The organism is Bordetella sp. 2513F2, assembly GCF_054642735.1.
In genome coordinates this window covers 3,299,710-3,317,019 of sequence record NZ_CM137755.1, presented here as the reverse complement: position 1 = coordinate 3,317,019, position 17,310 = coordinate 3,299,710, and the positions used below count along the sequence as shown (strand labels likewise).

Below are 17,310 nucleotides of genomic sequence, written 5' to 3'. Positions count from 1 at the left end.
AGCGCTGCCCGCGAGTTGCTTTTGCCGGCATGATGGCGGCGCGGCGCGTTTGCCGGTATCGCGGCGGACGTGAAAGATCTGTAGTGCTGGCACTACAGGGATAACCCGCGGGGCGGCGGGTTCAGGCCTGCGGGTTCAGGCCGTGGCGCGAGGCGTAGTCCGCCAGCTCGAGCAGGCTGCGCACCGCCAGCTTGTCGAAGATGCGGGCGCGGTACGTGGATATGGTGTTGGCCGACAGCGCCAGCTGTTCGGCGATCTCCGACACCGAGCGGCCGCGCAGCAGCAGCTGCAGGACCTGGAATTCGCGGTTGGACAGCGCCTCGTGCGGTGTTTCGGAGGGCTTGCGGCGCACGTCGTGCGCCAGCAGTTCGGCCAGCTCGGGCGTGATGTACAGCCTGCCCTGGGCGGCGCGCCCTATGGCCGCCAGGATCTGCTCCGGATCGCAGCCCTTGTTCAGGTAGGCGTGCGCGCCGCTGCGGATGGCGCGCACGCCGAACTGCGATTCCGGATACACGGACAGCATGACCACGCCCGTGCCGGGGAACTCCGTGCGGGCGCTCTTGAGGAAATCCAGGCCGTCGCGTTCGCCCAGCGCGATGTCGAGCAGCATGGCGTGCCAGTTGCCGCGGCGCAGTTCGCGCAGCGCCGACGGGCCGTCGCCGGCCTCGCCGATCTCGCCGATGCGGGGCGACTCCGCCAGGATCTGGCGCAGGCCGCGCCGGATGATCATGTGGTCGTCGATGATGAGTACGTTGATGGCCATGGCGGTTCAGATGCCGGGCAGGCGCAGGCGCGCGCGCGTGCCGGCCTGCGGGGCGCTGTCGATGGCCAGTTCCCCGCCGATCGCCCGGGCCCGTTCATGCACGCCCAGCAGCCCGAAGGTGGCGGGACGCTGCGGCACGCGCATGCCCTGGCCGTCATCCTGCACGGTGAGGGCCAGCCCGCCGGCGTCGCACTCGACCTCCACGCTCACCTGGCTGGCCCGGGCGTGCCGCTGCACGTTGGTGAGCAATTCCTGCACGATGCGGTAGACGGCGATCTCGGCGTCGCGCCCCAGCCGCTTGCGTTCGGCCATCGGGCCGCAGACGAAGCGGCACTGCAGGCCCGTGCGGGCCTGGATGTCCTGCAGCAGGACTTCGATGGCGGCCCACAGGCCGAGGTGGTCGAGCACCACCGGGCGCAGGTCGTTGAGCAGGCGCCGCGTGGCGCCCATGGCGGCCTGGGCCACGTCGAGCATGCGTTCCACGTGGGCCGCCAGGTCGGGCTGCGTGTCCAGGCGCTGGCGCAGCCATTTCAGGTCCAGCTGCAGCGCGGTGAACGAGGCGCCGAGGTCGTCGTGGATGTCGCGCGCGATGTGGGCGCGTTCTTCTTCGCGCATGGTGCTCAGGTGTGCCGACAGCCGCCGCAGCGACTCGTGCGCGCTGCTGAGCTCGGCGGTGCGCTCGGCCACGCGCCGCTCCAGCAGCGCATGGCTGGCCTGCAGCTCGTGTTCGATGCGCTTGCGCTCGGAGATGTCGGAAAACGTGACCACGGCGCCCACGACCTGTTCGCCGTCCAGGATGGGGTGCGAGGCGTAATGGGCCGGGAAGCAGGTCCCGTCGCGCCGCCACAGCACCTCGTCGTCGGCCCGCTCGCCCTTGCCGTCGCGGAACGCCCGGAAGATGCGGCAGTCGCACAGCGGGATCAGCGTCGCGTCCTGGCGCGAATGGTGGATCAGGTAGTGCATGTTGCGGCCGACGATCTCGTCGGCCGTGTAGCCCAGCATGCGCGCGCCCGTACCATTGATGAAGATGCAGCGGCCGCGCAGGTCGATGCCGTAGATGCCCTCGCCGGCCGATTCCAGCAGCATCTCGAGCTGGCGGCGCCAGGCGGCATGGTGCGACAGGTGGTGGAGATCGGCGAACATGGCGTGGAAACCGGGCGGCCCGCGCCTTCAGGCGCTGGCTGCCGCACGGTGCGCCACCCATTCCCGGACGGCGGGGCGCTGCCATTGGGCCTCGGCGTAGTCGCGCAGGGACGCGGGCAGGGCGTCGGCGTCGTGCGCCAGCCGCCTGAGCATCAGCGCCAGGTCGGTGTCGGCGATGCCCCAGTCGCCGAACAGGTGCGGGGCGCCGTGCGCCAGCAGCTCCTGCGCCACCCGCACCAGCCTGGCGGCCTCGGCCTGCGCCGCATCGGACAACGGCGCGGGACAGGGCGCCTCGAACAGGCAGCGGGTGCTGCGCTCCGCGCGCAGGGCCTGCAGGTCGGTGCGCAGCCACGACTGCACCTGGCGGGCCCGCGCCCGCGGCTGCAGCCCGCCGGGATACAGGGCAGGGTGTGCCGGCGGCGGGAAGGCCTCTTCGAGATACTGCGCGATCGCCGAAGATTCGGACAGGTGGAAGTCGTCGTGCGTGAGCGCCGGCACGCGGCCGGTGGGCGAGCGCACCAGGAAGGGGCGCATGTGCTGCTCGCCGCAGTCGAGGTCCACGGGCCGCAGCTGCATGGGCACCTGTTTCTCCGACAGGGCCACGAAGGCCGAGAACGCGTAGGGGCTGAGGAACGCCGCGTCGACGTACAGAGTCAGGGGGACTGCCACGTTGCATCTCCGGCTGTGCAGGTCGGCCCGGAACGGCCCGGGCGCCCGTATGCGGTGTAGGAAAAAGGGTAACGCAATTGGCCGGGCGCGGACACCACCCGCAGGCCGGCGTCAGTCGACGATGAAGAGGCGCGCGCCCGTGAGGGTGGAGGAGCGATGCGGCTCCGCGCCGTCGGCCACCTGGTAGCTCATGCCCGGGCCGAGCACGTAGCGGCGGCCGTCTTCGAGCTCGGTATGCAGCTCGCCGTCCAGGCAGAACAGGATGTGGCCCTTGCTGCACCAGTGGTCGGCCAGGTAGCCGGGCGTGTACTCCACCATGCGCACGCGGATGTTGCCGAAGTGGCGGGTGCGCCAGTAGGCCTTGCCGGTCTCGCCGGGGTGCTCGGTGCGTTCTACTTCGGACCAGTCGGTGGTGCCGAAGGGGATGTCGTGCATGTTCATGGGAATCTCGGTGGAAGGAAAGACATGGAATCGGCCCCGCAGACTGGATCCTAGAGCTTCTTCTGCCAGAACATGGCGCGCCCCGTGGCTTCGGCGAGCTGGTAGCCCTCGAAGCCGGCCTTGCGGTAGAGCGCCTGGGCGGAGGCATTGCCTTCCAGCACTTCCAGCGTCAGTTTGCAGCACCCCAGCTGCCGGGCGCGCGCCTCCAGCGCGGCGAGCAGCGCCTGGGCCACGCCGCGGCGGCGGAAGGCGCCGGCCACCATGAAGTCGTGCAGGTTCAGGAGCGGCTTGCAGGCAAAGGTGGAAAAACCCTCGAAGTAAATGGCCAGGCCCGCGGGCCGGCCGTCCACGCGCGCGAGCAGCGCGTGCGCCCAGGGCCGGCGGGCCAGCTCGGGCAGCAGGCCGTCGCGCGCCCGGGCCGACAGCGGCGCGCCGCCGCCCATGGGGTCGCGGGCGTATTCGTCCAGCAGGGCCACCACGGCGGCGCCATGCTCCGGATGCGTGAAATCTGCGTCGATGATCTCTACCACCTTGCTGTCCTGTGCGGGCCGGCGCGCCGGCAAACCCGGTGGAGTATAGAACCGGCCGGCCCGGCCCGCCGCCGGCCGGGCCGGCGCGATTGAAAAGCGCCGCGATCGTCCCCATCCTCATGGGCAGGAGGGGCCGAGCGGCGTCGCGCCGCGCGGCCCGCCGCGCTACGGAGCCCGACCATGGAATTCAAGGATTACTACGGCATATTGGGCGTGGCGAACACCGCTTCCGACGACGAGATCCGTCGCGCCTACCGCAGGCTCGCCCGCCGCTACCACCCCGACGTCAGCAAGGAGTCCGACGCCGAGGCGCGCATGCGCGACGTGAACGAGGCCTATGCCGTGCTGGGCGACCCGGAGAAGCGGGCCGCCTACGACAGGCTCGCCGCCGGCGTGTCCGATGACGGCGGGTTCCAGCCGCCGCCGGGCTGGGACCAGGGCTTCGAGTTCCGCGGCAGCGGGGCCGACCGGCAGTTCAGCGAATTCTTTTCTTCCCTGTTCGGCGGACAATTCGGGCAATGGGGAGCCTACCGCGAGCGCGGCGAAGACCACCAGGCCACCATCGAGATCGACCTCGAGGATGCGCTGCACGGCGCCGTCCGCGACATTTCGCTGCGCGCCCTGGTGGCCGATGCGCAGGGCGCGCCGCAGGTGCGCACCCGCACGCTCAGCGTGCGCATCCCGGCCGGCGTACGCGAAGGCCAGCGCATACGCCTGGCCGGCCAGGGCATGCCGGGGCAGGGCGGCGCGCCCAGCGGCGATCTCTACCTGGAAGTCCGCTTCCGGCCGCACCGCCTGTACCGCGCCGAGGGCGCCGACCTGTACCTGACGCTGCCGGTGGCCCCCTGGGAAGCGGCGCTGGGCGCGACAGTGCAGGCGCCCACCCCGGCCGGCCCGGTGGAGCTCGCCATTCCCGCGGGCTCGCGCAATGGCCGCAAGCTGCGCCTCAAGGGCCGCGGCATACCGGGCAAGCCGCCCGGGGACCTGTATCTGGTGCTGGACGTCGTGCTGCCCCCGGCGGACACGCCGCAGGCGCGACAGGCGTACCAGCGCATGGCCCGCGAACTGGCTTTCGATCCGCGGCAGGGGCTGCGCGATCCGCGCGGCTGAGGGGCGCGCGGCGCGGCGCCGCTACACTATCGGCCCGGTTGCAATCCAGCATGAGGGGGAGAGGTGGACAGCAGAGTCGCCGGCGAGCGGCAGGTTGCGGCGCCCCGCGCATGGCGCGACGGCCTGCAGGCCTGCCTGCCCGTGATGATCGGCTATTTTCCCGTGGCCATGGCCTTCGGCATCGCCGGCGCGGCCCTGGGCCTCGCGCCGCTGCAGGTCATCGGCGTGTCGGTGCTGGTTTATGCCGGCGCCAGCCAGTTCCTGCTGCTGGCGGCCATCAAGGCGGGAACCCCCTGGCTCGGCGTCGTGGCCCTGTGCTCGCTGCTCAATGCCCGGCACCTGCTGTATGGCCCGCTGCTGTCGCGCTTCCTGCCCGAGGCCTTGTCCGCCCGCCTGGGCCTGGCGTTCCTGCTGACCGACGAGGTGTTCGCCACGGCCCTGCATCGTCTCGAAGCCGTGCCCGGCCCGCGGCGGCAGGCCTGGATGACGGCCCTCGGCCTGGGGGCCTGGTGCACCTGGATCGCCGGCACTGCCGTGGGCGTCTATGCCGGCGGCGGGCTGGAGCAGCGCTACCCCATGCTGGCCGAGGTGATGCGCTTCGCGCTGCCTGCGCTCTTCGTGGCGCTGGTGTGCCAGAGCGGCCGGCGCGGCCTCTGGCTGCCCATCGGGCTGGCGCTGGCCTGCGGCGGCGCGGTGGCGGCCGCAGGCCATGCCACGGCTGCCATCATCCTCGGTGCCGCGGCGGGCTGCGCGGCGCATTTCTGGCGGGAGCGGCGCCCATGACCGACTCCCTGTCATTCTGGAGCGCCGTGGCGGCGATGGCCGGCGTCACCTATCTGACGCGGGCCCTGCCCTTCCTGCTGTCGGCCCGCAGCCCGCGACTGCAGCGGCTGGCGCAGGGCAAGGCGCTGGCCGTGCTGGGGCCGGCCCTGCTGGCCGGCATTGCTGCGGCGGTGATCGTGCCGGACGTGATCGCCGCCGGCACGGATGCGCGGCGCCTGGCCGCCTACCTGGCGGGCCTCGCCGCGACGGCGGGCGTGGCGCGCAGGTGGCGCAATACCGGTGCGGCGGTGCTGGCCGGCCTGGCGGCCTATGCGTTGCTGCGCTGGCTCGCCGGCGCGTAGCGGCGGCCGGCGCGGCCTCAGGCGGCGAGCGCCAGGCCCAGCCAGTACAGCAGGGCCGACAGCAGCATGGCGATGGGCAGCGTGAACACCCAGGCCAGCAGGATGGTGCGGACGGTGCCGCCCTGCACCCCGCTGCCGCTGGCCACCATGGTGCCGGCCACGCCCGAAGACAGCACGTGCGTGGTCGATACCGGCAGGCTGAACACATTGGCCAGCCCGATCGCGCCCACCGCCGTGATCTGCGCGGACATGCCCTGCGCATATGTCATGCCCTGCCGGCCGATCTTCTCGCCCACGGTCGTGACCACGCGCCGCCAGCCCACCATGGTGCCGATGCCCAGCGCCAGTGCCACGGCCACGATGACCCACAGCGGGGCGTACTCGGTCGTGGCGGTGAGGTCGCGGCGCAGGCGATGCAGGTCTTCGCGCTCGCGGGCCGGCAGCGCTTCAAGCACCGACACGCGCTTGGCCGTGTCGTCCAGGCACAGCAGGTAGCGCCGCACGGCCACCCGCCGTGACGGCGCCAGGTCGTCATAGCTGGCCACGCCCTGCAGGTCGCGCTGCAGGGCCCCGATCGTGGCCAGCGTGAGCTGCGGCTCGCAGCGGAACGCGGCGGGCAGGTCCTGCGTGGCGGATTGGCGCGACAGGGCCATGTGCGGCTCCAGCGCGGCCGCATTGCGCTCGTAGAACGTCGCCATGTGGGCGGCCGCGTCACGCGTGCGGTCGATCTGGTAGGGCGTGGCGGTGGCGTCGAGCACGAATTTGGCCGGCACGATGCCGATCAGCACCAGCATGATCAGCCCTATGCCTTTCTGGCCGTCGTTGGAGCCGTGCACGAAGCTCACGCCCATGGCGGAAAGCACCAGCACCAGGCGATTCCAGAAGGGCGGGTGCTTCTTGGCGTCGAGCGCACGGCGCTGCTCCGGCGTCTTGTGCATCTTGGACTGCGGCCGCCAGCGGCGCAGCCCCAGCAGGAGCACGCCCGCCACCGCAAAGCCCGCCAGCGGGGAGGCCACCAGCGACATGCCGATGTCGGCCGCCTTGCCCCAGTTCACGCCCTCGGACAGCGGCACGTCGGTGAGCAGCGAGTTGGCCAGGCCCACGCCGAGGATGGAACCTATCAGGGTGTGCGAGCTCGAGGCCGGGATGCCGAAATACCAGGTGCCCAGGTTCCAGACGATGGCGGCCGTGAGCATGGCGAACACCATGGCCAGGCCGCGGCCCGTGTCCACATTGATCAGGAGTTCCACGGGCAGCAGGTGCACGATGGCATACGCCACGCCCACCCCGCCCAGCAGCACGCCCAGGAAATTGAATATGCCCGACAGCAGCACCGCGAGGTGCGGCGGCATGGCCTTGGTGTAGATCACCGTGGCCACGGCGTTGGCGGTGTCGTGGAAGCCGTTGATGAACTCGAATGCCAGGACGAAGGCCAGCGCGAGGACCAGGCTGGCGCCCACCCAGAAGTCCAGACCGGAGAAAAGCGAAAACATGCGGAGAGGGAAGAGGAGGGGTGCGGAGTGGAATTATTGCAGATTCATGACAGCATTCCGCCTGCCCGCGCATGAGGTAGCATCGGGAAGGGCGCACGGCCGCCGCGCCGGCGTCCGCTGCCTCTTCCTCCCGCATTTTTCGTTCCCTTTGCCATGTCCGCAGCCTCCATCGCCCGCCGCAGCCCCGACGAACTCATCGTCGGCCTGGTTTCCGTTTCCGATCGCGCCTCCTCGGGCGTCTACCAGGACGAGGGCATCCCCTCGCTGCGCGCCTGGCTGGACGGCGCGCTTGCCAGCCCGTGGCAGGCCGCCGAGCGCCTGGTGCCCGACGATGCCGGCCGCATCTCGGCCGCCCTGGTGGAACTGGTGGACGAGTGCGGCTGCGACCTGGTCTTCACCACGGGCGGAACCGGCCCGGCGCGCCGCGACGTCACGCCCGAGGCCACGCTGGCGGTGGCCAGCCGCGAGATGCCGGGCTTCGGCGAGCAGATGCGTCAGATTAGCCTGCGCTTCGTGCCCACCGCCATCCTGTCGCGCCAGGTGGCCGTGCTGCGCGAAATACCGTCCGGCCATGCCGCGCTCATCATCAATCTTCCCGGGCAGCCCAAGGCCATCCGCGAGACCCTCGAAGGCCTGCGCGGCCCCGACGGCGCGGTGCAGGTGCCCGGCATCTTTGTCGCCGTACCCTATTGCATCGACCTGATCGGCGGGCCCTACATCGAGACACACGAAAACGTGGTGCGCGCGTTCCGCCCCAAGTCGGCGCAGCGGCCGCCGCGCGCGCAGGGAAGAAGGCCTGCGGTATAGTTTGGGCAGCCTTGCTTCCTCTGCCCGGAGTCCCGTCAAAACAATGAAAATCCGTCTTCCCGCCGCCCTCGTTCTCGGCCTGGCCCTGGCCGGCTGCGCCAGCGTCGACGACATCGCCAGCCGCGATCCCACCTTCTTCGGCTCTTCGGCCCGCAATGCCGCCGACTACAGCAATTGCGTGGCGGCGGCCTGGGAGGGCCAGGGGCAGCAGGTCGAGCGCACCCCCATCCAGGATGGCTACCGCGTGTCGGCCAGCAGCAGCATCAGCGTGGAGGCGGTGCTCGACGTCATCACGTGGCGGGGCCAGACCGACGTCAAGCTCTACACGCGCCTGCCTTCGCGCGGCCAGCCCCTGATCGAGTCGGCCAACCTGTGCATGTAATGGGCTCGCGCGCCAGACGCCGCCTGCTGCAGGCGGGCTTGCTGGCCGTCCTGGCGCCGGCCGCGCGCCGCGCGCCTGCGCAGCAGGCCAGCTATATCGCCCGCAAGCTCGATGCGCGCGTGCCCGGCGGCGTGGCGGTGGTGCCGCTGGGGCAATCGGCGACGATGCCGCAGGCGTGGTATGGCGAGCATCGCACCATGGTGCTGCGCGACGACACCGGCGCGTGGGCGGCCGTGGTGGGCATCCCGCTCGCCACCCAGCCCGGCACCGAGCACCTGCGCGTACGCGACGCCGCCGGCGAGCGCCACGTGCCGTTCGACGTGGCCCACAAGACCTACGCCGCGCAGCACATCACCCTGAAGAACAAGCGGCAGGTCACGCCCGATCCGGCAGACCTGCGGCGCATCGAGCGCGAACTCGCCGAGCAGATGCGCGCCTACGCCGCCTATCGCGAGGGCGTCGTGCCCAGCAACGTGCTGCTCGATCGTCCCGTGGCGGGCGGCAGGCTGTCCAGCCCGTTCGGGCTGCGCCGCTTCTTCAACGGCCAGGAGCGCAATCCGCATTCGGGGCTGGACTTCGCGGTGCCGGCAGGCACGCCGGTATCGGCGCCTGCCGCCGGACGCGTGGTGCTGGTGGGGGATTACTTCTTCAACGGCAAGACGGTGTTCCTCGACCATGGGCAGGGCTTCATCAGCATGTTCTGCCATCTGTCGCGCATCGACGTGCGCGTGGGCGACGAGGTGCCGCGCGGCGGGCCGATCGGCCGGGTCGGCGCCACGGGCCGCGCCACCGGCCCGCATCTGCACTGGAACGTCAGCCTGAATGACGCGCGGGTCGATCCCGCGATATTCATCGGAGCCTACACGCCCTGATGCCGCAACTCAGGCGGGCTGGGCCGGCGTGCCGGCCTGCGCGCACAGCGCGCGGTATTGCCGCTCGGCATACTGCAGCGCAGCCGCGGCCTGTTGGTGCAGGCGCAGCTGTTCTTCCATGCAATTGTCGTACTTGAGGCAGGCCTGCGCATGCGACAGTCCTGTGTTGCGCAGGCTGTGGACGAAGGCAGTCCGGGACTGGCGCAGCAGCTTCAGTCCGGTTTCGCCTCGTTCGTATTCGCGTCTTGCGCGGGCCAGGCGGTCCGCGGCTTCTCGCAGTGCTTCGGGGGTGTCTGACATTGCAGCCGTCTCAGGCGCGATGTGCCGCGCACGACTGCACAGTTTACGGCACCCGGCAGCCGGGTTCGCTGCGGGTCGCCCGCACCCCGGGCGCCTCAGCGCCGGTGCTGGGGGCTGCGCGGGGGCGGGGCGCCGCGCTCGTCTTTGTGCCGGAAGTTGATGCGACCCTTGGTCAGGTCGTAGGGCGACATTTCCAGGGTGACGCGGTCACCGGCCAGGATGCGGATGCGGTGCTTGCGCATGCGGCCGGACGCATAGGCGCCGACTTCGACGCCGTTGTCCAGACGGACGCGATAGCGGCTGTCGGGCAGCACTTCGTCCACGACGCCGTTCAGTTCGATCAGCTCTTCTTTCGCCATATTGACTCCTTGGTCGTTACGCGGATCCGCCGCGAGCGGTCTTGCCGTCTCGTTCCGGGGCAGGCGTGGCGCCTGCAGACGAAATTCGTCCGGGCAGGCACGGGTACGGCCACGATCCCCGCAGCGGGCGGTTAGGGTTGACAGGCCCTGGGGCAGGAACTCATGCCGGAGGGTAAGGTGCGCTTGGGGCGCGGCTTGGTCGCGACAGGGCTGGCAGGCCCCGCCGGAAGAAGCGGTGGAAGCCACCCGATGGAAGCCTCCCGGTGAAAGCCTCCGTTGTCGCACGGCGGCCCGGGATTGGGTACCGGGGCTGGCACCGGGTTTGGGCAGATACCGGATGCTGGGTGATGCAAAAGCGCTGGGTGATGCAAAAGCCAACATCCATTCTAGCGCGTTATGTCAAGTTTGACCAGCCTCGGGGTCGCGTCCGCCCAGGTATTGCGGCAAGGCGTCGGAGATGTCGAACCATGGCGCCTTGTCGGCCACGTGCACGTGGCGATCCGGCTTGATGCCGGGGTCGTCGTCCAGCGGGCCCAGCGGCAGGCCATAGACGCTGGGAGTCTGGTCGAAGCGCGTGAGCAGCGGCGTGCCGCAGGCGCCGCAGAATCCGCGGTAATGGCCGGGCGAGGAAGAGTACCAGGTGATGTGCTCCTCGCCGCGGGCCCAGCGGAAATCGCGGGCGAGCACCGTGGCGCGCGTGCGGAATGCCGCGCCATGGGCCTTGCGGCACATGGTGCAATGGCAATTGAGGGCATGGAAGAGCGGGCCGTCGATCTCGTAGGCCACGCGTCCGCACAGGCAGGATCCATGGAGCATGTCGGGTTCCGGAATGGCGATCGGTTGAATCGGGTCTTGCCTTCACGTGCGAATCTTAACCGCAGCGCGCGGCGTCGCCATCTGCAACGCATGCTCACAAGACCTTTCGGTGATTCCCTCGTAAAATCCGGCTGTTCAGCAGGTATTCATCATTTCAATAACAGTACCAGGAGGTCATCCCATGGCCCTAGTTTCGATGCGTCAGTTGCTCGACCATGCCGCCGAGCACGGTTACGGCATTCCCGCCTTCAACGTCAACAACCTGGAGCAGGTCCAGGCCATCATGGAGGCTGCCGCCGAAACCGACAGCCCGGTGATCATGCAGGCTTCGGCTGGCGCGCGCAAATATGCGGGCGAGGGCTTCCTCAAGCACCTGATCCAGGCCGCGGTCGAGTCCTATCCGCACATCCCGGTGGTCATGCACCAGGATCACGGCCAGTCGCCCACGGTGTGCCAGGGCGCCATCGATCTGGGCTTCTCCAGCGTCATGATGGACGGTTCGCTGAAGGAAGACGGCAAGACCATCGCCGACTACGACTACAACGTCGAGGTCACGCGCAAGGTGGTCGAGATGGCCCACAAGGTGGGCGTCACCGTCGAGGGCGAGCTGGGCTGCCTGGGCTCGCTCGAGACCATGAAGGGCGACAAGGAAGACGGCCACGGCGCCGAAGGCACCATGACCATGGAACAGCTGCTCACCGATCCCGAGCAGGCTGCCGACTTCGTCGCCCAGACCCAGCTCGACGCCCTGGCCATCGCCATCGGCACCAGCCATGGCGCCTACAAGTTCACGCGCAAGCCCACCGGCGACATCCTCTCGATCAAGCGCATCAAGGAAATCCACGCCCGCCTGCCCAACACCCATCTGGTGATGCATGGCAGCTCCAGCGTGCCCCAGGATCTGCTGGCCGAGATCCGCGAGTTCGGCGGCGACATGAAGGAAACCTACGGCGTGCCCGTCGAGGAAATCCAGGAAGCCATCAAGTACGGCGTGCGCAAGGTCAACATCGACACCGACATCCGTCTGGCCATGACCGGCGCCATCCGCCGCTTCTTCGCCGAGAACCCGTCCAAGTTCGATCCGCGCGAATACCTCAAGCCGGCCCGCCTGGCGGCCAAGGGCATCTGCGTGCAGCGCTACCAGCAATTCGGCACGGCGGGCAACGCCAGCAAGATCAAGGCGGTGCCCCTGTCGGAAATGGCGCAGCGCTACGCCGCCGGCCAACTGGCCCAGGTGGTGCAGTAAGCCCTCAGGCGGGAGCGTTGCGCGCGTGGCGCGGCGCTTCCGCATCCACGCTGTGCCAGGACGGCGCCGAGGCCGTCCACAGGCTCACCTGCGTGCGGAAATGTTCCGGGTCGTCCAGCGACCCGGCCCGCACGATCACATATCCCTGGCCTTCCGAGCCGCCGAACAGCGGCGTGCCGCAGTCGCCGCAGAAGCTGCGCATCACGCCGTGTCCGGAACTGCCTTCATAGCGATATTCGCGCGGATTGCCGTGCAGCAGGCGCAGCGCGTCCTGCGCATAGATCAGCGCATGGGCGGGCGCGCCGCCGCTCAGGTACTGGCAATCCCGGCAGTGGCAGGTGGCCGCGGTCAGCGGGGCGCCTTCCAGCACGTAGCGGATGGCGCCGCAGCGGCAGCCGCCGCTGAGGACTCGGGTTTGCGGGCGGGACGTATCGGACATGGTGGCTCCTGGAATTGGGGGGTGGCGGACCGACTCTGGGGTCCATTTGCAGTAATCTATGCGCTTTGGCCGCGTCCTGCGCGGCCGTCTTCTTTGCCATGGGCCGATCCGTGACTTCTGCTTTGCACCAATCCAGCATCAAGTCCTTGCCGCTGCTGGGACGCGGCAAGGTGCGCGACATGTACGCCGTGGGCGACGACAAGCTGCTCATCGTTGCTTCCGACCGCATTTCCGCCTTCGATGTGATCCTCGACGATCCGATTCCCGGCAAGGGCCAGGTCCTCACCGAACTCACGGAGTTCTGGCTGGAGAAGCTCGCCCACGTGCTGCCCAACCACGCCACCGGCATCCGGCCCGAAGACGTGGTCGCACCCGACGAGGTCGAGCAGGTGCGCGGCCGTGCCATGGTGGTCAGGCGGCTCAAGCCCATCCTGGTGGAAGCGGTGGCGCGCGGCTACCTGATCGGCTCCGGCTGGAAAGACTATCAGGCCAGCGGCTCGGTGTGCGGCATCGCGCTGCCGCCCGGCCTGCAGCAGGCCAGTCGCCTGCCCGAGCCCCTGTTCACGCCGGCTGCCAAGGCCGAGTTCGGCATGCACGACGAGAACGTGGATTTCGAGCACGTCGTGAAGGAAGTCGGCCGCGACATGGCCGAGCGCATCCGCGACGTCACGCTGCGGCTCTACACCGAGGCGGCCGCCTATGCGGCCACCCAGGGCATCATCATCGCCGACACCAAGTTCGAGTTCGGGCTCGACGACGCCGGCAACCTGTGCCTGATGGACGAGGTGCTCACGCCCGACTCCTCGCGTTTCTGGCCCGCGGACGGCTACCGTCCCGGCATCAGCCCGCCGTCCTTCGACAAGCAGTTCGTGCGCGACTGGCTCGAGACGCAGCCCTGGGACAAGACCCCGCCCGCCCCGCGCCTGCCGCAGTCGGTGCTCGAGCAGACCGCGGCCAAGTACCGGGAAGCGCTGGAGCGCCTGAAGGGCTGAAGATCGGGCGCAACCCGGGCGCAATACGGGCCGGCCCGGCCGGCGGCGTCCGGGGCGGCGGCGTCCGTGACGGGTCTCTCGTCACGGATGTGTTGCATATATTTCGCTTTGTTACCTATACTGGCTCACCGATGCAATCACGGAGCCGGTCCATGGTATTGATGCTGCCGTTTCTCACCGGGGCGCTGGCCGCCTGGTGCGGCTTTCAGGGCAAGCGGTCCGCGTGCTTCATGTTGTGGGTCGCCACCCTGGCCGTACTCGCCGCCGGCGCCTCCCGGCACATGCACGGCGTGCCGTCGCTTGCACTATGACGGGTGCGCCATGATATTCCTGCGCAATCCCGGCCGCGGCTCGCGCGTGCTCAACACGCTGGTGCTGCTGTGGGTGGCCGGCATCCTGGCATTCACGCTGGGGTGGCAGCTGGCCACGGGCGCGCCGGTGTGCCCCTTGTGCCTGATGCAGCGCGCCGCCTTCGTCCTGGCCGGCATAGGGCTGCTGCTCAACGTCCGGCTGGGGCCTTCGCCGCTGCACTATGCCATGGTCATCGCCGCGGCCATGGCCGGGCTGGTGCTGGCGGGCTGGCGCATCCTCATGCCCGGGCCGGACATGGCCGGCACGCTGGCCGGATGGCGCTTCGATACCTGGGCCTTCGCCGCCTACGCCGCGCTGCTGTGCTTCGCCGTGCTGATGCTGGCGCTGGATCGCAAATGGGGCGACAACGCCCTCAGGAAACCGCTGGCGTGGCCGGCCGTCGCCGTGGTGGCCCTGTTCGCCGTGACCGTGCTGGCCAACGCGGTGGCGGCCACCCTGGCATGCCGCGACGGCGCCTGCCGGCCCGACCCGCTGGCGCACGCGCACGCTGCCCGGCAAGGCGCATAGGGGCCGCCCGGTAGGGCGCCCGCGGCGGCGGGTAAAATAGGCGGCTTTGCGGGCAGACGCAGCCTCCCGCGCCAACCGCCTCCCTTCCTTCCTATGACGACCGACACCACCGCCACGCCCCTCATCGGCGTGATCATGGGTTCTTCCAGCGACTGGGACATCATGAAGCACGCCGTGGCGATGCTCGAGGAGTTCGGCGTGCCGCACGAGGCGCGCGTCATCTCCGCGCATCGCATGCCCCAGGACATGGCCGACTACGGCGCCGCGGCGCACGCCCGGGGCCTGCGCGCCATCATCGCCGGCGCGGGCGGCGCGGCCCACCTGCCGGGCATGATGGCCGCCCTGACCGAAGTGCCGGTGTTCGGCGTGCCGGTGCCGTCGCGCTACCTGCGCGGCGAGGATTCGCTGCTGTCCATCGTGCAGATGCCCAAGGGCGTGCCGGTGGCCACTTTCGCCATCGGCGAGGCCGGCGCGGCCAATGCCGCGCTGCACGCCATCGCCACCCTGGCCACCACCGACGCGGCCCTGCACCAGAAGCTGGTGGCGTTCCGCGCCCGGCAGACCGAAACCGCCCGCAACATGCAAGTTCCTCCCGCTGCCTGACATGAGCGCTTCCCACTCCCCGCTTCCTCTTCCTCCCGGCTCGTGGCTGGGCATGCTGGGCGGCGGCCAGCTCGGCCGCATGTTCTGCCACGCGGCCCAGAGCCTGGGCTATCGCGTGGCCGTGCTGGATCCGGCCGCCGAATGCCCCGCCGGCGTGGTGGCCGACCGCCACATCCGGGCCGCCTACGACGATCCCGCCGGCCTGGCGGCACTGGCCGAACTGTGCCCCGCGGTCAGCACCGAATTCGAGAACGTGCCGGCCGACAGCCTGCGCATGCTGGCTGCGCGCTGCCGCGTGAGCCCTTCGGGCGATGCCGTGGCCGTGGCGCAGGACCGCAATGCCGAGAAGGCCCATGTGTCGGCCCAAGGCATCGACGTGGCGCCCAACGTGCCGGTGCTGGCCGAGGCCGACCTGCACGGCGCGCCCGACAGCCTGTTCCCGGGCATCCTCAAGGCCGCCCGCCTCGGCTATGACGGCAAGGGCCAGGCGCGCGTGGCCACGCGCGCAGAGGCGCTGCAGGCCTATGCCGCATTCGGCGGCGTGCCCTGCGTGCTGGAGGCCTTGATGCCGCTGGCCTACGAGATCTCGGTGGTGCTGGCGCGCGGCTTCGACGGCGCCGACGTGGTGTTCCCCGTGGCGCGCAACGTGCACCGCGACGGCATCCTGGCCGTTTCCACGGTGGCCGACGCGGCCGATCCCGATGCGGCGCGCCGCCAGGACGACGCCACCCGGGCGGCGCGCGCCATCGCCCGCGGCTTGGACTACCACGGCGTGTTGTGCGTGGAATTCTTCGTGCTGCAGGACGGCAGGCTCGTCGTCAATGAGATCGCGCCGCGTCCGCACAACAGCGGCCACTACACCATCGACGCCTGCGTCAGCAGCCAGTTCGAGCAGCAGGCGCGCGTGATGGCCGGACTGCCGCTGGGCAGCACGCGGCAGCTGGCGCCCGCCATCATGCTCAACATCCTTGGCGACCTCTGGTTCCCGCAGCCCGGCGGCGGCGCCGTCGAGCCCGACTGGGCCGCGGCGCTGGCGGCGGCGCCCGAAGCGAAGCTGCATCTGTACGGCAAGCGCGAAGCGCGCGCCGGCCGCAAGATGGGCCATATCACCCTCGTCGGCCAGACCCTGGCCGAGGCGCAGGACGCCGCCGGCCGCGTGGCGCGTATCCTGGGCATGCCGAGTCCCTGACTTTCCAGCACCTGACTTTCCAACCGCTGATTTCCCAGCTCCTGATTGCCCGGCTCCTGCACCATGACGCACCCTGATTCCGCCGCCGATCCCGCAGCCATACAGGCCGCGGCCCGCAGGCTGCTGGACGGCGGGCTGGTGGCCTTTCCCACCGAGACGGTGTATGGCCTGGGCGCCGATGCCGAGAGCCCGGAGGCGGTTGCGCGCATCTACGCCGCCAAGGGCCGGCCCGCCAACCATCCGGTCATCGTGCACGTGGCTCCCGAGGCCGACCTGGCGTATTGGGCGGCGCAAGTGCCAGCGCAGGCCCGGCGCCTGATGGAAGCATTCTGGCCCGGGCCGCTCACGCTCATCCTCAAGCGTGCGCCGCATGTCTGCGCCGCGGTGAGCGGCGGGCAGGACAGCATCGGGCTGCGCTGCCCCGCGCATCCGGTGGCCCAGGCCCTGCTGCGCGCCTTTGCTGCCGGCAAGCCGGGCGGGCAGGGCGGCGTGGCGGCGCCATCGGCCAACAAGTTCGGGCAGGTTTCTCCCACGCGTGCCGCGCACGTGCGCGCCGAGTTCCCCCACGAGGTGGCGCAGGGCATGCCGGTGCTCGACGGCGGCGATGCCGAGGTCGGCATCGAATCGACCATCGTCGACCTGTCGCGCCTGGATCAGGGCGTGGGGCCGGTGCTGCTGCGCCCCGGGCATGTCACCCAGGCCAAGCTCGAAGCCGTGCTGGGCGAGCCGGTGGGCCTGCCCGATGCGGCGGCGCCGCGCGCCTCCGGCACGCTCAAGGCCCACTATGCGCCGCGCACGCCCCTGGCCCTGGTCGGACCGGGGCGCCTGGCCGATCTCGCGCTCGGGCGCGGACTGCCGGCCGGACGCAGCGCCCTGGTGGCGTACCAGGCGCCGCCCCTGGCCGACGCGGTTGGCGGCCGGCTGCAGCTGCATCCCGTGCCGGCCGAGCCGGCGCGCTACGCGCAGGCCCTGTATGCCACGCTGCGCGAACTCGACCGCCAGGGCTATGACCGCATCCTGGTGCAGGCGCCGCCGCGCACGCCGGAATGGGATGCCGTGAACGACCGCATCGGCCGTGCCGCGGCCGCTTTCGAGCCCGGCGAATAGGGGCACAGGCCCTGTGCCGCCGCGGGCGGGCGAGGGGAAGGGCAAA

The 17,310-nt window shown here is 70.3% G+C and carries 23 protein-coding genes; 13 read left to right on the top strand and 10 right to left on the bottom strand.

The window, feature by feature from the left end:
- Positions 1 to 121: 121 nt before the first annotated feature.
- The 5 genes from ACYBYQ_RS15700 to ACYBYQ_RS15680 form a co-directional block, all read right to left on the bottom strand.
- Positions 122 to 763: a response regulator gene (locus ACYBYQ_RS15700; RefSeq protein ID WP_459615225.1), complete on the bottom strand. Its 642-nt coding sequence runs from the start codon at positions 761 to 763 to the stop codon at positions 122 to 124.
- Positions 764 to 769: 6 nt separating this feature from the next.
- Complete coding sequence (locus ACYBYQ_RS15695) at positions 770 to 1,906, bottom strand: sensor histidine kinase (protein ID WP_459615224.1); 1,137 nt, start codon at positions 1,904 to 1,906, stop codon at positions 770 to 772.
- Between the two features lie 27 nt (positions 1,907 to 1,933).
- Positions 1,934 to 2,575 (bottom strand): glutathione transferase, encoded by a 642-nt coding sequence (yfcF, locus tag ACYBYQ_RS15690; protein ID WP_459615222.1) that lies wholly within the window; start codon positions 2,573 to 2,575, stop codon positions 1,934 to 1,936.
- 111 nt (positions 2,576 to 2,686) lie between these two features.
- Positions 2,687 to 3,016 carry a DHCW motif cupin fold protein gene (locus ACYBYQ_RS15685; protein WP_459615221.1) on the bottom strand — a complete coding sequence of 110 codons (330 nt, stop codon included), beginning with the start codon at positions 3,014 to 3,016 and terminating at the stop codon, positions 2,687 to 2,689.
- 50 nt (positions 3,017 to 3,066) lie between these two features.
- Positions 3,067 to 3,546 (bottom strand): GNAT family N-acetyltransferase, encoded by a 480-nt coding sequence (locus tag ACYBYQ_RS15680; protein ID WP_459615220.1) that lies wholly within the window; start codon positions 3,544 to 3,546, stop codon positions 3,067 to 3,069.
- Between the two features lie 180 nt (positions 3,547 to 3,726).
- On the opposite strand from ACYBYQ_RS15680, the gene ACYBYQ_RS15675 reads away from it, so the two are divergent.
- From ACYBYQ_RS15675 to ACYBYQ_RS15665, 3 genes are all read left to right on the top strand, one after another.
- A complete protein-coding gene (locus ACYBYQ_RS15675; protein WP_459615219.1) occupies positions 3,727 to 4,656 on the top strand; it encodes a DnaJ C-terminal domain-containing protein in 930 nt (309 codons plus the stop codon).
- A gap of 63 nt (positions 4,657 to 4,719) precedes the next feature.
- Positions 4,720 to 5,439 (top strand): AzlC family ABC transporter permease, encoded by a 720-nt coding sequence (locus tag ACYBYQ_RS15670; RefSeq protein ID WP_459615218.1) that lies wholly within the window; start codon positions 4,720 to 4,722, stop codon positions 5,437 to 5,439.
- The gene (locus ACYBYQ_RS15665) at positions 5,436 to 5,780 is read left to right on the top strand and encodes an AzlD domain-containing protein (protein ID WP_459615217.1); all 345 of its coding nucleotides are present in this window, start codon (positions 5,436 to 5,438) and stop codon (positions 5,778 to 5,780) included. Before ACYBYQ_RS15670 ends, ACYBYQ_RS15665 begins: the two co-directional genes overlap by 4 nt.
- A 17-nt stretch (positions 5,781 to 5,797) precedes the next feature.
- Here the strand turns inward: ACYBYQ_RS15665 and ACYBYQ_RS15660 are convergent, their stop codons facing one another.
- Entirely contained in the window at positions 5,798 to 7,273 is a 1,476-nt protein-coding gene (locus ACYBYQ_RS15660; protein ID WP_459615215.1) for an inorganic phosphate transporter, read from the bottom strand.
- A 153-nt stretch (positions 7,274 to 7,426) separates the two neighbouring features.
- On the opposite strand from ACYBYQ_RS15660, the gene mog reads away from it, so the two are divergent.
- Genes mog through ACYBYQ_RS15645 form a run of 3 tightly spaced genes read left to right on the top strand, consistent with a single transcriptional unit; the run spans position 7,427 to position 9,334 of the window.
- Positions 7,427 to 8,080, top strand: coding sequence for a molybdopterin adenylyltransferase (gene mog, locus ACYBYQ_RS15655; RefSeq protein ID WP_459615213.1), 654 nt, complete (start codon positions 7,427 to 7,429; stop codon positions 8,078 to 8,080).
- 43 nt (positions 8,081 to 8,123) lie between these two features.
- Complete coding sequence (locus ACYBYQ_RS15650) at positions 8,124 to 8,462, top strand: hypothetical protein (protein ID WP_459615212.1); 339 nt, start codon at positions 8,124 to 8,126, stop codon at positions 8,460 to 8,462.
- Positions 8,462 to 9,334: a peptidoglycan DD-metalloendopeptidase family protein gene (locus ACYBYQ_RS15645; RefSeq protein ID WP_459615211.1), complete on the top strand. Its 873-nt coding sequence runs from the start codon at positions 8,462 to 8,464 to the stop codon at positions 9,332 to 9,334. The genes ACYBYQ_RS15650 and ACYBYQ_RS15645 overlap by 1 nt, the downstream gene beginning before the upstream one ends.
- A 9-nt stretch (positions 9,335 to 9,343) precedes the next feature.
- Here ACYBYQ_RS15645 and ACYBYQ_RS15640 read toward each other — a convergent pair whose 3' ends face one another.
- From ACYBYQ_RS15640 to ACYBYQ_RS15630, 3 genes are all read right to left on the bottom strand, one after another.
- Positions 9,344 to 9,634 carry a hypothetical protein gene (locus ACYBYQ_RS15640; protein ID WP_459615210.1) on the bottom strand — a complete coding sequence of 97 codons (291 nt, stop codon included), beginning with the start codon at positions 9,632 to 9,634 and terminating at the stop codon, positions 9,344 to 9,346.
- A gap of 95 nt (positions 9,635 to 9,729) precedes the next feature.
- Positions 9,730 to 9,993, bottom strand: a complete 264-nt coding sequence (gene infA, locus ACYBYQ_RS15635) for a translation initiation factor IF-1 (protein WP_459615209.1) — start codon at positions 9,991 to 9,993, stop codon at positions 9,730 to 9,732.
- A 399-nt stretch (positions 9,994 to 10,392) separates the two neighbouring features.
- Entirely contained in the window at positions 10,393 to 10,809 is a 417-nt protein-coding gene (locus ACYBYQ_RS15630) for a GFA family protein (protein WP_459615208.1), read from the bottom strand.
- A 181-nt stretch (positions 10,810 to 10,990) separates the two neighbouring features.
- On the opposite strand from ACYBYQ_RS15630, the gene fba reads away from it, so the two are divergent.
- Positions 10,991 to 12,055, top strand: a complete 1,065-nt coding sequence (gene fba, locus ACYBYQ_RS15625) for a class II fructose-bisphosphate aldolase (protein WP_459615207.1) — start codon at positions 10,991 to 10,993, stop codon at positions 12,053 to 12,055.
- Between the two features lie 4 nt (positions 12,056 to 12,059).
- Here fba and ACYBYQ_RS15620 read toward each other — a convergent pair whose 3' ends face one another.
- Entirely contained in the window at positions 12,060 to 12,494 is a 435-nt protein-coding gene (locus ACYBYQ_RS15620; protein ID WP_459615206.1) for a GFA family protein, read from the bottom strand.
- Between the two features lie 110 nt (positions 12,495 to 12,604).
- Between ACYBYQ_RS15620 and ACYBYQ_RS15615 the strand changes: the two genes are divergently transcribed.
- The 6 genes from ACYBYQ_RS15615 (at position 12,605) to ACYBYQ_RS15590 (ending at position 17,264) form a co-directional block, all read left to right on the top strand.
- On the top strand, positions 12,605 to 13,486 hold the full coding sequence (locus ACYBYQ_RS15615; RefSeq protein WP_459615205.1) for a phosphoribosylaminoimidazolesuccinocarboxamide synthase: 882 nt from the start codon (positions 12,605 to 12,607) through the stop codon (positions 13,484 to 13,486).
- Positions 13,487 to 13,638: 152 nt separating this feature from the next.
- Positions 13,639 to 13,797 (top strand): DUF5993 family protein, encoded by a 159-nt coding sequence (locus ACYBYQ_RS15610; protein WP_459615203.1) that lies wholly within the window; start codon positions 13,639 to 13,641, stop codon positions 13,795 to 13,797.
- 10 nt (positions 13,798 to 13,807) lie between these two features.
- A complete protein-coding gene (locus tag ACYBYQ_RS15605) occupies positions 13,808 to 14,365 on the top strand; it encodes a disulfide bond formation protein B (protein ID WP_459615202.1) in 558 nt (185 codons plus the stop codon).
- Between the two features lie 93 nt (positions 14,366 to 14,458).
- The gene (purE, locus tag ACYBYQ_RS15600; RefSeq protein WP_459615201.1) at positions 14,459 to 14,968 is read left to right on the top strand and encodes a 5-(carboxyamino)imidazole ribonucleotide mutase; all 510 of its coding nucleotides are present in this window, start codon (positions 14,459 to 14,461) and stop codon (positions 14,966 to 14,968) included.
- 1 nt (position 14,969) lies between these two features.
- A complete protein-coding gene (locus ACYBYQ_RS15595) occupies positions 14,970 to 16,157 on the top strand; it encodes a 5-(carboxyamino)imidazole ribonucleotide synthase (protein ID WP_459615200.1) in 1,188 nt (395 codons plus the stop codon).
- A gap of 63 nt (positions 16,158 to 16,220) precedes the next feature.
- Positions 16,221 to 17,264 carry an L-threonylcarbamoyladenylate synthase gene (locus tag ACYBYQ_RS15590; RefSeq protein ID WP_459615199.1) on the top strand — a complete coding sequence of 348 codons (1,044 nt, stop codon included), beginning with the start codon at positions 16,221 to 16,223 and terminating at the stop codon, positions 17,262 to 17,264.
- The last annotated feature ends 46 nt before the right edge of the window (positions 17,265 to 17,310 follow it).